At 50.1% G+C, this 14,015-nt stretch carries 13 protein-coding genes; 7 read left to right on the top strand and 6 right to left on the bottom strand.

Features of this window, described 5'->3' with window-relative positions; genetic code table 11:
* Nucleotides 1-72: 72 nt before the first annotated feature.
* The 3 genes from KD145_RS09705 to KD145_RS09695 are packed head-to-tail and all read left to right on the top strand — an operon-like array spanning nucleotide 73 to nucleotide 2,909.
* Nucleotides 73-1,260, top strand: coding sequence for a DUF418 domain-containing protein (locus KD145_RS09705; RefSeq protein WP_212005693.1), 1,188 nt, complete (start codon nucleotides 73-75; stop codon nucleotides 1,258-1,260).
* A gap of 24 nt (nucleotides 1,261-1,284) precedes the next feature.
* The gene (locus KD145_RS09700) at nucleotides 1,285-2,328 is read left to right on the top strand and encodes a bifunctional transcriptional activator/DNA repair enzyme AdaA (RefSeq protein WP_212005692.1); all 1,044 of its coding nucleotides are present in this window, start codon (nucleotides 1,285-1,287) and stop codon (nucleotides 2,326-2,328) included.
* A gap of 44 nt (nucleotides 2,329-2,372) precedes the next feature.
* The gene (locus KD145_RS09695) at nucleotides 2,373-2,909 is read left to right on the top strand and encodes an RNA polymerase sigma factor (protein ID WP_212005691.1); all 537 of its coding nucleotides are present in this window, start codon (nucleotides 2,373-2,375) and stop codon (nucleotides 2,907-2,909) included.
* 85 nt (nucleotides 2,910-2,994) lie between these two features.
* Here KD145_RS09695 and KD145_RS09690 read toward each other — a convergent pair whose 3' ends face one another.
* Nucleotides 2,995-3,336, bottom strand: coding sequence for a carboxymuconolactone decarboxylase family protein (locus KD145_RS09690; protein ID WP_212005690.1), 342 nt, complete (start codon nucleotides 3,334-3,336; stop codon nucleotides 2,995-2,997).
* A 104-nt stretch (nucleotides 3,337-3,440) separates the two neighbouring features.
* Between KD145_RS09690 and KD145_RS09685 the strand changes: the two genes are divergently transcribed.
* Both KD145_RS09685 and KD145_RS09680 read left to right on the top strand, forming a co-directional pair.
* Entirely contained in the window at nucleotides 3,441-4,004 is a 564-nt protein-coding gene (locus KD145_RS09685; protein ID WP_212005689.1) for a Crp/Fnr family transcriptional regulator, read from the top strand.
* Nucleotides 4,005-4,056: 52 nt separating this feature from the next.
* Nucleotides 4,057-4,635 carry an NAD(P)H-dependent oxidoreductase gene (locus KD145_RS09680; protein WP_212005688.1) on the top strand — a complete coding sequence of 193 codons (579 nt, stop codon included), beginning with the start codon at nucleotides 4,057-4,059 and terminating at the stop codon, nucleotides 4,633-4,635.
* A gap of 123 nt (nucleotides 4,636-4,758) precedes the next feature.
* On the opposite strand, the gene KD145_RS09675 is transcribed toward KD145_RS09680, so the two are convergent.
* The 3 genes from KD145_RS09675 to nudK form a co-directional block, all read right to left on the bottom strand.
* The gene (locus KD145_RS09675) at nucleotides 4,759-5,016 is read right to left on the bottom strand and encodes a glyoxalase/bleomycin resistance/extradiol dioxygenase family protein (protein ID WP_212005687.1); all 258 of its coding nucleotides are present in this window, start codon (nucleotides 5,014-5,016) and stop codon (nucleotides 4,759-4,761) included.
* A 79-nt stretch (nucleotides 5,017-5,095) separates the two neighbouring features.
* Nucleotides 5,096-5,890: a helix-turn-helix domain-containing protein gene (locus tag KD145_RS09670; RefSeq protein ID WP_212005686.1), complete on the bottom strand. Its 795-nt coding sequence runs from the start codon at nucleotides 5,888-5,890 to the stop codon at nucleotides 5,096-5,098.
* A gap of 74 nt (nucleotides 5,891-5,964) precedes the next feature.
* Nucleotides 5,965-6,543 (bottom strand): GDP-mannose pyrophosphatase NudK, encoded by a 579-nt coding sequence (gene nudK / locus KD145_RS09665; protein WP_212005685.1) that lies wholly within the window; start codon nucleotides 6,541-6,543, stop codon nucleotides 5,965-5,967.
* Between the two features lie 55 nt (nucleotides 6,544-6,598).
* Here nudK and KD145_RS09660 point away from each other — a divergent pair, with 55 nt between their 5' ends.
* On the top strand, nucleotides 6,599-7,357 hold the full coding sequence (locus KD145_RS09660; RefSeq protein ID WP_212005684.1) for a DeoR/GlpR family DNA-binding transcription regulator: 759 nt from the start codon (nucleotides 6,599-6,601) through the stop codon (nucleotides 7,355-7,357).
* A gap of 21 nt (nucleotides 7,358-7,378) precedes the next feature.
* The gene (locus KD145_RS09655; protein WP_212005683.1) at nucleotides 7,379-11,404 is read left to right on the top strand and encodes a DEAD/DEAH box helicase; all 4,026 of its coding nucleotides are present in this window, start codon (nucleotides 7,379-7,381) and stop codon (nucleotides 11,402-11,404) included.
* A gap of 7 nt (nucleotides 11,405-11,411) precedes the next feature.
* On the opposite strand, the gene KD145_RS09650 is transcribed toward KD145_RS09655, so the two are convergent.
* Nucleotides 11,412-12,167 (bottom strand): SDR family NAD(P)-dependent oxidoreductase, encoded by a 756-nt coding sequence (locus tag KD145_RS09650; RefSeq protein ID WP_212005682.1) that lies wholly within the window; start codon nucleotides 12,165-12,167, stop codon nucleotides 11,412-11,414.
* A gap of 15 nt (nucleotides 12,168-12,182) precedes the next feature.
* On the bottom strand, nucleotides 12,183-13,898 hold the full coding sequence (locus tag KD145_RS09645; protein WP_212005681.1) for an IlvD/Edd family dehydratase: 1,716 nt from the start codon (nucleotides 13,896-13,898) through the stop codon (nucleotides 12,183-12,185).
* Nucleotides 13,899-14,015: the final 117 nt, after the last annotated feature.

The following is a 14,015-nucleotide window of genomic DNA, read 5'->3' as shown; positions in this document are numbered from 1 at the left end:
ATTTGACATATGTCAAACGCCTTATAGTAATTACCGGAGAACTTTGCCGCATCGAAAAAATGAATGTTTTTTATGCAGTTATCAGTTCCCGCCATTCCGGTACAAGCCGGCCGCATCGATTCACTGGACGCTATCAGAGGGGTAGCGCTAGGAGGTGTGCTGCTGGTAAATATGGGGCTTTTTTCCTTCCCGGCACTTTACCTCGATCCATTGCAGTATTGGTCTGGCAACTGGAACAAGGGAGTGGCGCTTTTTATCAGCTTTATCGGAGAAGGAAAATTTGTTTCCATGTTTTCTTTCCTGTTTGGCCTGGGTTTTACGCTCTTCCTGCGCAGCGCTGAAAAGAAAGGACTTCCGCCGGTAACCCTGTTTTTACGCCGCCTGCTGGTATTGCTGGGGATAGGGATGATACATGCTCATTTTATCTGGTTTGGCGATGTGTTGTGTTTTTACAGTGTGTTCGGGGCCATATTGCTGCTTTTCAGGAATAAGTCTCCGGAGACCTTGCTGATCTGGGCTTTGGGATTGCTGGTGATACCTGTTGTGTTATTTGTACTGGCAGGCATGATCATAGGACCCGGTTTTTTTGAAGAAGCGTCCTATGCAAAAGTGGGGTATACTGCCCTTGATATATACCGCTCCGGCTCCTTCCGCCAGCTGTGGGCACAGAATGCAGTAGACCTGACAACCACCCGTATCGGTTATCTGATGGAGGGCCCGGTAATATTTGCTATGTTCCTGCTGGGTGCGTATAGCGGGAAAAGGCAGCTTTTCCGTCATCCGGACGTACACATGGCTTTTTTCAGAAAAGTACAGCTCTGGGGTGCTATTATCGGATGGCCCGTGGCGGTGGCAACGCTATTGTATACTCCGCCAGGCCCGGGTGATGCTATGTTCAACTATTTACAGGTGGCCAGCACCTATATTGCCGGCCCGGCTATCGGTATCTTTTACATTGCCACCCTGGCCCGCCTGCTGCAATCCCCCCGCTGGCAGGAGTGGATGCGTCCTTTCCAGGCTGCCGGCAAAATGGCGGCTACCAATTACCTGATGCAGTCGGTTTGCTGTGTGTTTATCTACTACAGTTTTGGCGGCGGCCTCTATGGTTATGCCGGCCCGGCCACCATTTTCCTGATATGGCTGCTGTTGTTTTCGATACAGCTGGTGATCAGCTCCTGGTGGATGTCTCATTTTCGTTTTGGCCCGGTTGAATGGATATGGCGGAGATTGACCTATGGTAAATGGTATGCTGAGAAATAATCATGCATCCGTTAACTTTACGGTATGCTCACAAACGAAGTCATGTATAAAGCGCTGGTGGATAAAGATCCTGTTTACGAAGGGGCTTTTATTGCGGCGGTGAAAACAACCGGTATATTCTGTAGACCTACCTGTACCGCCAAAAAGCCTAAGCTGGAAAACGTGGAGTTCCTGACAACCATCAAAGAGGCTGTTCAGAAGGGATACCGCCCCTGCAAGGTGTGCAGGCCCCTGGAAAAGCCGGGAGAAACACCGGCATTCATCAGCGGTATCCTGCAGGAGCTGGAAGCCGATACCGGACTGCGGTTCAGGGATGAAGACCTGGTCAGGAGAGGGGTAGAGCCCAGCAGGATCAGAAGATGGTTTCTGAAAAATCATGGCATCACTTTTCATGCCTTTCAACGGATGTCGCGTATTAATGCGGCTTTTAAGAAGATACAGGATGGTGCCACAGTGACCGATGCGGCCTTTGGCAGCGGCTACGAATCCCTGAGTGGTTTTGCGGAGTCCTTTAAGGCGCTGATAGGGGTGTCGCCTTCCCATAGCCGCGACAAACGTATCATTCATGTCACGCAGCTGGAAACACCGCTAGGGACCATGTTTGCCGGGGCAGTAGAAGAAGGAGTGTGTTTGCTGGAATTCGCAGACCGTAAAATACTGGAGCAGGAACTGAAAGCGCTGAAGCAACTTTTGAATGCCAATATCATCCCTGGTGATCATCCGCATTTTGCCGTACTACGGCAACAGCTGGAGGAATATTTTGAGGGGAGAAGAAAAGTGTTTTCAGTACCCTTGCTGATGCCAGGCACGGAGTTTCAGCAGGCGGTATGGCAACTGCTACAGACAGTGGCTTATGGAGAAGTCCGGACCTATAAAAAACAGGCGACTATCCTGCAGCGTCCGGATGCGGTACGGGCGGTAGCCCATGCCAACGGCATGAACCGTATTTCCATCCTGGTGCCCTGTCACCGCATCATCTCTGAAGATGGCAGCCTGACGGGCTATGGCGGCGGTATCTGGCGCAAACAGTGGCTGCTGGACCTGGAAAAAAAATATCTTCATGGGTGATAATCCGTTGATTCCGGTATGAATAGCTGAAAAAAGCTTTTTTAATGAACACAACAGCCGACGATATTTTAATAGAACAGTTGAAAGCAGGTGACAGGACCGCTTCAACGGCTTTATATCAACAGTATTTTCCAATGGTGGCCATATATGTGCAGCAAAATAGCGGTAATCAGGCAGATGCTGAGGATATCTTCCAGGAGACCTTACTGGTATTGTTGCAGCAAATACAAAAGCCCGGGTTTGTGTTATCATCTTCCCTGAAAACGTTTGTATACGCCATCGCCAGAAACCTTTGGTGCAAGCGGCTCAGAGACAATCGTGTGTTTTTGCCGGGAGATGATGCCGTCCCTGAACAATCCTGTACCGCAGAACTTTTCCCGGAGAAGCCTGCTACAGACAATATTAATGGTTGGCTGGACCGTATCACCTACAACTGTAAACGTATACTGAAAGCTCTCTTTTTTTATCAGCAGCCGATGGCGCTGCTGGCACGCAGGATGGGCTGGAAGAACAAACATACGGCAGACAACCAGAAATATAAATGCCTGCAGCAGCTAAGAAAAGTTGCAACACAACGGTAAATGGCTGTCCCGGAGCTGCATCCCATAGTGGTTCTTGAATTCCGGATTTAGTCTAAGCAGCTTCGGGGCAGCCATGTCCGTTCGTTTATTTGATTTCCGTTCCGGCGGAAAACAACTTCATGGTCAGCAGCCCATAGCCCAGTGTAGCGCCCGACCGTACTGCGGCTGCGATCATAATCACTTCGGCCATTTCTTCATTGGTAACTCCCAGCATACCGGCCTTGCCGGTATGCTTTTCCAGGCAGTAAGGGCACTGTGTTGTCAGTGCTACTGCTATAGCGATCATCTCCTTGTATTTGGCGGGAATGGCAGATGGTTCCTCCAGTACGATATGATCAAAATCCAGCCAGGCCTTGCCCTGCCGCGGCGCTCCCTGCAAAAGGTCTTTGGCAAACTGTTTGTCTTCCGGTGTGGTATAATGTTTCATACAATCTTGTTCATCCTTAATACCCGGTGGCAGTATTTATCACCCAAAAACAAAAAAATAAATGTGATCTTCGCCCATCAGCAAAAGGTGATCTTTTACCCATCATGAATATCAGAAAACTATCACAGCTGTCACTGCTGAATGAAGCAGACTTTGAACAGCTGGACGGCCTGTTGAAACCTGTGCACCTCGGAAAACAGGATTACTTCCTCCGCGAGGGTGCTGTTTGCAAACAGCTGGCCTTTATTAAGTCCGGAGCCCTGCGTTCCTATTATGTAAAGGATAATGGAGAAGAGATCACCGACTGTATTCTTTTTGAAGGACAGATCGTAACCGCCTACACCAGCCTCATTATGGGAGTGCCTGCCTATGAACATATACAAGCCATCACCGATTGTGAACTGTTGACCCTCGAGCGGGAAGATCTGTATCAACTGTATGATAACAATATCCGCTGGGCCAATACCGGCAGGGTTTTCGGAGAAATGGAATTTGTGATGATGGAACACCGGATCCGTTCCTTTCAGCAGCATTCATCCAAGGAACGTTATGCTGAGCTGGTCCGGAAACATCCGCGGATGATACAACAGGTGCCCTTACAATACCTGGCATCCTATCTGGGTATTACCCCACAGCATCTCAGCCGCCTGCGCAAAAGCATTGTTTGATTTTTTAACATTTGTTCAGAGCCGGAAGTGAAGCTGCTGCTAGCTTTGCGGCATGAAAAAGATATTAATCATCAACGGGCATCCCGATGCGGAAAGTTATAACTATGCCCTGCACAATGCTTATAAAACAAGTGCGCTGGAAGCTGGTGCCGAGGTATCAGAAATTATGCTGGGCCAGCTGCAGTTTGATCCCAATCTGCGTTACGGCTACCGTAAACGCTCTGAACTGGAGCCTGACCTGCTGGATGCCTGGAAAAAAATAAAATCAGCCGAACATATTGTGTGGATATTCCCCTTGTGGTGGGGCTATCTGCCTGCTCTCACCAAAGGGTTTATTGACCGGCTTTTCCTGCCGGGGTTTGCATTCGCGAATAAGGAAAACAGCATGATGATAGAAAAGAAACTGCGTGGTAAAACTGCCCGTATCATTTGTACAATGGACACTCCCATCTGGTATCATTACCTGTTTTACCGGAATACAGGCATGCGCGCTTTCCGTAGCCAGACCTTAAGTTTCTGTGGCATTAAAACTATAGGGACCACCTATATATCCCCGGTAAAATATTTTAAGGACAACCAGAAAGAAAAGGCTTTGCAGAAAGTAGCTGCCCTGGGACGGCGCTTGCGCTAACACTATCTATTTTACGCTGGTAATCCACCAGATATTGCCGCAGGGATCTTTTACACCGCAGGTGCGGCCATAGCTCTGGTCGCTGAGTGGCATCACGCTGGTGGCGCCATGGTCCAGTGCAGTCTAGTAGCTGCTGTCAGCATCTTCCACATAAACAAAAAGATTGCCTGGCTCTGCCTTCCATTCTTCCCGGGCTTCACTGGTCATAATCGTGCTGCCGCTGATCTGTATTTCTGCATGCCTGATGGTTTTGTTGTCATCATGCAACTGAAGATGGCTGACAGTTGCCTGGAATACCTGTTGGGTAAAGGTTAGAAAGCCATTGGCATTTTCAAGCATCAGATAAGGCATTATAGCCTGATGTCCTGCAGGGATGTTCATAATTTGTGTTATTTACAGTGAAATAATAATGCGAAGCTATATCTGTTGCGGCAGGCAAAATTGGAAAAATCCGACATCTTTAGTCCATCCAGGCGGTAGCGCCGGAACGTCCGGAGAAAAAAGTTTTGGGATGTTCTCCTGAAAACTCCCGGAAATCATGGATGAAATGGGACTGGTCGTAATAACCGCATTCCAGCGCAATCTGTGTAAGAGAAGGAGGAGTAGGGCCATATTGATTGATCGCTGCATGAAAACGGACTATCCTTGAAAACAGTTTGGGACTGAAACCTGCGTACTGCAGGAACTGTCTTTCGAACTGCCTTTCCGAAAGAAAATGATCCTGTGCCAGTTGTTTTACCCTGATGAGTCCCCGGCTACGGATGACCGTTTGTATGGCCTGGAAAACAGGTGGCTGCGCATTGTAATGCCTGGATAGCCGTGTTTCCAGGAATTCTTCGATTATTTTTATCCGTTGATGGTGGCTATCAGCGTGAAAGATTTTTTCTTCCAGCTGCCGGCCGGAGGGCTTCAGCAATCCGGAGAGTTCGGGCATCTGGTTGGTAAGTTCGCTGGCTGGGATGTCAAACAATAAGGGAATGGCCTGCGGATAAAGATAAACACCAAACAAACCAAATCCCTGGTCAATATGGAACTTCCGGGTGAAGCTCGATTGTGCGTGTACGCCGGCGGTAAAGGAGGATTGAATACGACCGTCTTTCAGGAATTCATTAAAACAGCCGTGGTAGTGAAACAGCAGCTCAGGACACATGTCGGCCATGGAATAATGTGTATAAGGCTCGTCGCTTTCAAGTACCCAGAAAAACCGCACGATGTCCCGGAATTTTTCCGATGGGGGAAGGGTTTGGTATTTCATTGAATAAACCGTTTAGTGCCGGCAGATAAAGGTAATAAAGTTGTACCTATCTGCCAGCACCTTAGGCATCGGGGTTACAACAGCTGATGCAACTGTGCGTACTGCAGCAGCATGATGGTTTTGCCATCGCGGATACGGCCGTCTTCAATCATCAGCATTGCTTCCGTTGCTGATATTTCCAGAACTTCAATTTCTTCCTGTTCGTGCTCCAGCCCGCCACCATTGGCCACTTTCATAGAGCCGTCGTAGGCCGCTACAAAAAAGTGCAGGATCTCGGTGACGGAGCCGGGAGACATATATGCTTCAAAGATTTTTTTTACTGCAGTGATCCGGTAACCGGTTTCTTCTTCCGCTTCTCGGCGGATGCAGTCTTCAGCATTGTTTTTGTCCAGAAGGCCGGCGCATGCTTCTATCAGCATACCATCCTCATTGCCATTGATAAAGGAGGGCAGGCGGAACTGCCGCGTGAGAATAACGGTGTGCTGTGCGCTGTTGTACAATAATATGACAGCCCCATTGCCCCTGTCGTATGCTTCCCTTTCCTGCCTTTGCCAGGTGCCATTCCGCTTTTTATAATCATAGGTCACTTTCCTGAGCGTGTACCAGTTGTCTGACAATACTGCTGTATCAATGATTTTTACTTCGGGTGTCATAAAAATGATTATATTTGATCAATATTGATTGTTTTGATCAAAAGTAGTGTAAAAAATGGGATTTGAGGAAAGAAAACGCAAAATTTTAAAACTGCTGGACCAGGAAGAGAGTAGGGAAGTGCAGGAGATAGCAGACAAACTGGGCATTTCAGCGATCACCATCCGGCGCGATCTGCAGCAGCTAGCTACAGAAGGACTGTTGGTACGTACCCACGGAGGGGCGATGAAAGCGCCTCCGCTGCATCCGTTTTCTGCCTTTGCCGATAAAGCCGGTGTGGCACAGGAAAACAAGCAGCATATCGGTAAACTGGCTGCTGCACAGGTAAAGCCCGGTGATACCCTCTTCATGGACTGCGGCAGCACCGTGTTTGCCATGTGTCCCTACCTGAAAAAAACAGGCCCTCTGAGGATCATTACTAATTCATTACCGGTACTGGCAGCGTTTATGGATACAGACCAGATCACTGTAAACCTGATTGGTGGCGAGGTAGACCGGGAAAGAAAAGCAGTCCATGGACAGCGGGCATTACAGCATATTGAAAGTTATCATGCTGTCAAAGCTTTTATCGGTACGGATGGACTATCGGTCAAAAACGGTCTTACCGCTTTCAGCGAAAAAGAAGCCGGTATCAGCAAAGCCATGGCCACACAGGCAGATGCGGTCTATCTTCTCTGTGATTCTTCGAAAATCGGAAAAGACAGCTATCTGAAATATGCACCCCTCAGCCTGGTTGATTTTCTGGTGACAGACCACCAGCTCCCCGCCACCATGGCGGCACAACTGAAAGCAGGAGGAGTACGGCTCATTTCCTGAAAACGCACTATTTTTGGTGCTATGATTAATGAAGCCTGGTACTTGCAGCGGTATCAATTACAGCAGGACGATGTGCGGCTGGTGATGGATGTGCTCTCCATATATATATATCCGTTAGACAAACATGCATTGTATGATGCCATTCAGCTGGTAGCGCCCATGACGCGGCCGCGGCTGGAAGAGGTTATACAGGAACTCCGGGAACAGGAACTGTTACAGTTGAACATCAACGGTCATTTCAGCCTGGCCTCAGCGCTGAACTTCGGCCTGTTCCCTTCCAATATCATACGCCCGGAATATCAGACTGTGCTGGACCGCTCCCGCCGCGCGTTGCACGCGTTTTATTCGCTCAATGCCAGGCTGCAGGATTTACAACAATTGCTCACTGCTTATTTCACAGGCGATCGTTATCTGCTGTCGCCACCTATCAGAAGGATGGAACTGGAGCTGTCTGAATATCAGCCATGGTTGTCCTATCTGCTCTTTTTCCCTGCTTATGAAGGATTGCTGCAGCTTTTCAGCGAAGCTTCCATGGACAGCATCTTTGCCTTTGCAGTGAAGTATAACCTGCTACAGCTACCGCCTATGGAGGAGCTGCAGGCTTTTGAACAAAGACAGTCATACCGTTTTCCGGAATTACAGCTGCTGCAGGGCGATCTGCATACACCCTTCGGAGACATTACTGCTGACGATCTCTTTGGAAAGGCTGTCGTAGCGCTTTACAAGGGAAGCCCGGCGGAAGCACTGACTATCTTCGAAAAAGGAATCAAACGTCAACGGCAGTACGATAAAAAGAACACGCTGCCAGTGTCTCCCCTGTTTGCTTTCTATTATGCGCTCACGCTGATATTATTGCCAGGAGAGAAAAGCAACCCCTTCATCACTAAAATCCTCACGGCTTACGAAAGAAAACTTTTTCCGGCAGTAACACCTGCCATATGCCTGTTGTATCTGCACGCCGGCAAAAAGGAAAAGGCCGACAACCTGTTGCTGGTACTGATGGAACGTAATGATCAGCCACTGTTGAGCTACCTGTCCGTTATCACGCTGCAATTGCTGCATCCACGTAGCAAGCTGCTGATCACCTTCCGGGTGAATGCCGATGTGCTGTTGCGACAGGGCATGGAAAGACATTACCGTTTGCTCACGTATGAATACCTGTATTTATTCAGGGATGCCGGTTATGCGGGTTATGGGCCTGCGTTTACAGCCGCTGCCGCTGCTGTGCGTTATGCACCTGCGCTGTCATTGGTGCGGCATACGGCTGACTGGGAACGTTTGCTCAATACATTGCTTACGCCGGATGATCCCGGAGCAAAAGCGAAAGTCGCACCCTCCCAACGATTGATCTATCTTGTAGACTTCGATCACTATAAGCTGCAACCTGTATTACAAACCGCTTCCGGTGATGGTACCTGGAGTAGCGGCCGTCAGGTATCATTGAGAAAACTGAAAGAAGGGAGGGCGGAAGCAATGACGGACCAGGACCGTCGTATCGGCTCTGCGGTACAGAAAGACCATTATTACAATCACGACGGTGAAGCTTTTTCTTTTGATAATACTGTATGGGAAGAAATTGCAGGTCATCCTTATATTTTTCTGGAAGATAATCCCGCTGTCCCGGTAGAGATTCTGAAAGGCGGGCCGGAACTAACCGTTAGTAATAACGGTAAGGGATATACGTTTAGCGCCAATGTGGAAGATTATATCAGTGATATAGTTTTTGTGAGAGAGACACCTACACGCTTAAAAATCATACGGCTTACACCGCAGCAGCGACGGGTATTGCAAACACTGTCGCAGGTGCCGGTGGTGCCGGCAGAAGGCCGCGACAAACTGATGCAGGTACTGAAAAGTATCGGAGCTCATCTCACTATTCATTCCGACCTGGGAGACGGCGCTGTTAACATCCGCAAGAAAGAAGGTGACCCCCGCATAGTGATACAGCTGCTTCCGCTGGGGACCGGCCTGAAGGCGGCCCTGTTTGTAAAGCCCTTTACCATGGATCCACCTTATTGCAAGCCTGGTGCAGGCGCTGCTCATATTATCGGTGTGAGCAACGGTGAACGCTGGCAGGCAACCCGTGATCTGGAGCTGGAAAAGAACAATGAGGCCCGGCTCTCGGAAATGATACAGCAGATTGTACCACAGGAGCTGCTGGCCGACACACTTGTTTTTGAAGACCCGGTAGACTGTCTGGAGCTGCTGGACCTGATCCGCAGCTACCCTGACCTGGTAAGGGCGGAATGGCCGGAGGGAGAACGGTATAAGGTCAAGGAAGAAGTCAACTTCTCCCATGTGGCCATCTCCCTGAAAGAAAAAGGACATTGGTTCCTCTGTGATGGAGAAATAAGGGTGGATGAAAACCTGGTACTTACTTTCCGCGAACTGCTGGATACCCGGCGTATCGTGAAAAAACGTTTTCTCGCATTACATAACGGTGAGTTCATCGCCCTGACGGCTGACTTACGTAAACGCCTAAACGAACTTGCCAGTTTCGCCATTCAGGACCCGAAAGGACTGGGTATCCCCCGCTATGCAGCCTCCATGCTGGACGATTGGCTGGGTGAGGTCGGCAGAATGGAAGTAGACGCCGCCTGGAACGCGTTTATCCGTAAACGTGATATGGCTATGGAATTAAATCCTGCAGTACCCGTCACCTTACAAACCACCTTACGCCCGTATCAGGAAGAGGGCTTCCGCTGGATGGCCCACCTGGCAGCCTGGGGTGCTGGAGCCTGCCTCGCTGATGATATGGGACTTGGAAAAACCGTACAGGCTATCGCGTTATTGTTGCACAGAGCTGCAGAAGGGCCTGCGCTGGTGGTCTGCCCCGCATCGGTATTGCCCAACTGGATCAGTGAAATCAACCGTTTTGCCCCCTCACTCAATATTATACAACTACCTACCGGTAAACGTGCAGCCCTGATCAAAAGTGCAGGCGCCTTTGATGTGGTGATCACCACTTATGGTATTTTACAGGCAGAAGCCAAGCTATTCGCCGCTGACCAGTGGACCACGGCTGTACTGGATGAAGCACATACCATCAAAAACTACCAGACCAAAACCTCTAAGGCTGCCATGGCCCTGCAGGCGGGTTTCAGACTGATGCTAACGGGAACGCCTATACAAAATCATATGGGTGAAATATGGAACCTCTTTAACTTCCTCAACCCGGGCCTGCTTGGAACACTGGACCATTTCAACGAACAGTTTGTATTCCCCAGCGCGCGTAATCCGGAGAGCACTGTAAAACAGCATCTCAGAAGATTACTGGCGCCGTTTATGCTGCGTCGTACTAAAACAGCTGTGCTGGACGAACTGCCTTCCAAAACGGAAATCACCCGGTTGGTGGATCTTTCCTATGAAGAGATGTCTTTTTACGAAGCCTTACGCCGTAAAGCTGTAGAGGCGCTGAAGATACCTGAAGATAATCTGGGACGCCGGCAGATGAAAGCATTGGCGGAAATCAGCCGGCTGCGTATGGCAGCCTGTCATCCTCAGCTGGTAGATGGAGAGAGCAATATTATCTCTTCCAAGCTCAATGCTTTTATGGACATTGTACAGGAGCTGGTGTCCAATAACCACCGGGCACTGGTGTTCAGTCAGTTTGTACGTCACCTGGAGCTGGTAAAAGCTGCACTGGACAGGGAAGGGATCACCTACCTGTATCTGGATGGCTCCACGCCGATATCACAGCGTGAACAGCGTGTAAAGGATTTTCAGGCAGGCAAAGGGCAGCTGTTCCTGATCAGCCTGAAAGCCGGTGGGGTAGGGCTTAACCTCACCGCAGCCGATTATGTGGTTCATATGGACCCCTGGTGGAATCCTGCCATTGAAGAACAGGCCTCTGACCGTGCACATCGTATCGGGCAAACAAGACCTGTTACCATCTACCGCCTGGTTGCCCGGCAAACTATCGAAGAAAAAATCATCGCCCTGCATCATAACAAACGTGATCTGGCCGACCGGCTGCTGGAAGGCAGCGATCAGTCTGGCCGCCTTTCTGCGGAAGAGCTGATGGACCTGATTGCGGTAGGATACTGATGCCTGCTTAGGGTTGCGGACTGGTGCTGGTCCAGCCGCCATCGATCACGAGGCTTTGACCGGTAATATGCCTGGCCTGGTCAGAAACGAGGAACAGCGCAGCCTGGGCTATATCGGCTGTATAGGCGGGTCTGCCCATCGGTGTCAGCCTCGACCAGGTATCGGCATAGCCAGGTTCGGATAAGGTCCGTTCTGTGAGCGTGGCCCCCGGTGCAATCGTATTGACAGTGATCTTAAAGGGCGACAATTCAATCACCAGGTTTTTAGCAAGCATTTCAATGGCTGCCTTGCTCATACCATAGGCAGCAAGGTCTTTATGTGCCTGGTGGCCGGTTACAGAGGAGGTGAAAAGTATAGCGCCACCCTGTTGTTGTTTTTTCATTTGGTTGGCGGCTGCCTGTGCCAGGAAAAAGGTGCCTGCCAGGTTCACCTGCATCACGCGGTTGAAGGCTTCCGGTGTATAGGTGAAGAAGTCGCCGAATAGTGTGATGCCGGCATTGGCGATAACAATATCAAGGCGGCCGTATTGTGTAACGGCGGTGTTTACCATTTGCTGTATAAACAGGAAGTCGCTGGCATCGCCGGGTAAGGCAGTGCACTGGCCATTTTCAACCGTAATAGTCTGCGCGGCCTGTTGAGCAAGTGTGGCATCCATATCATTTAAAATGACTGCAGTGCCGGCTGCTGCCAGTTGACGGCATATTTCAAATCCAATACCCTGGCCTGCGCCGGTCACGATGGCCACTTTTTGTGCTGTTTTCATAACGGGAATATTTATTTAGTGAGAATCCCGGGCCACATCGCTACCGGAACTTCCTTTCAGAAAATCAAGGTCGGCGCCCAGGTGGGCCTGTTCCACATGTTGCTGATAGAGCTGTACATAACCCCGCTGTACTACCGGATAGGCCGGTTGCCAGGTTGCTTTTCTTCTGGCGATTTCTTCAGGAGAAATAGCCGCGTTGAGTGTCCGTCCGGCTACGTCGAGCGTGATCATATCACCATCCTGCAGAATGGCCAATGTACCGCCGGCTGCGGCTTCCGGAGATACATGCAGCACTACCGTGCCAAAGCCGGTGCCGCTCATACGGCCGTCTGAGATCCTGACCATATCGGTAACCCCTTTGGCCAGCAGTTTGGCTGGCAGACCCATATTGCCTACCTCCGGCATGCCCGGATATCCTTTGGGGCCTACGTTTTTCAGCGCCAGCACACTGTTTTCATCTACTTCCAGCTGAGGGTCATCGATGCGGCGTTTGTAGTCGTCTATATCTTCAAAGACCACCGCTCTGCCGGTATGCTGCATCAGCCGAGGAGTGGCCGCTGATGGCTTGAGTACTGCGCCCTGCTCGCAGATATTACCTTTCAGGACCACAATACCGGATACATTGTTGAAGGGTGTATCGAGAGAGGTGATGACCTCTTTATTATAGCTCACTGCATGGCGGTAGTTGTCACCAATAGTGTTGCCATTAGCGGTCAGACAGTCTTTGTGTAGATGAGGAAGCAGGGCATTCATCACCGCCGGCAGTCCGCCGGCATAATACATGTCTTCCATAAAATACAGTCCCGACGGCTGGAGATTGGCCAGCAGGGGAATGTTGGCGGACCAACGGTCAATATCTTCCAGGGTCACATCAACGCCTATACGTCCGGCTATAGCCAGCAAATGCACTACAAAATTGGTTGATCCACCGATGGCGGCGTTAACCATAATAGCATTTTCAAAAGCCTCACTGGTAAGGATATCTGACGGTCGCCGATTGGTCCGTACCATCTTCACGATCTCCATGCCCGACAGATGCGCCAGTACTTTGCGGGCCGCATCCGGTGCCGGAATGGCTGCGTTTTGTGGCAGCGACAGCCCCAGCGCCTCCACCATACAAGCCATAGTGGACGCAGTGCCCATTACGGCACAGTGCCCGTCGCTTCTGCACATGCCTGCCTCCGCCATTGCCAGTTCCTCGCTGGTCATCTTCCCGGAACGCAATTCTTCGCTGAACCGCCATATATCACTGGTACCAATACTTCTTCCCATATGCCTGCCCGTTAGCATCGCACCCCCTGACACCACTATCGTAGGCAGATTGACACTACAGGCTCCCATCACCAGCGCAGGCGTAGTCTTATCACAACCACAAAGCAAAACCACCCCGTCTAACGGGTTGGCCCGTACGGATTCCTCCACATCCATGCTCACCAGGTTGCGATACAGCATCGCAGTAGGCTTGATCAGCGTCTCCCCCAGCGACATCACCGGAAACTCCAGCGGATAACCACCCGCCTCTATAACACCCCGTTTTACTGATTCCGCCAGCTCCCTGAAATGGGAGTTACAGGGCGTTAGTTCAGACCAGGTATTACAGATGCCAATTATAGGTTTCCCTTCCAGCTCGTGGGCCGGAATACCCTGTTTCTTCAACCATGCGCGATATATAAAACCATCTTTGCCTTCCCGGGCAAACCATTGGCTGCTTCTTAATATTTGTTGCTCCATGATGCTTAATATACAAATTTCCCAGGACTAAAGTCCTGGGCTATATTGGTGGGGGTTAGCACGGAGGCTTTTATTAACACAGGGGGTTTAAGTTAAAGTAATGGACTGGATTAGATT

It is taken from the genome of Chitinophaga sp. HK235 (genome assembly GCF_018255755.1).
Lineage (GTDB): Bacteria > Bacteroidota > Bacteroidia > Chitinophagales > Chitinophagaceae > Chitinophaga.
The sequence above is the reverse complement of the archived record's forward strand: the minus strand, read 5'-3'. Positions and strand labels throughout refer to the sequence as shown.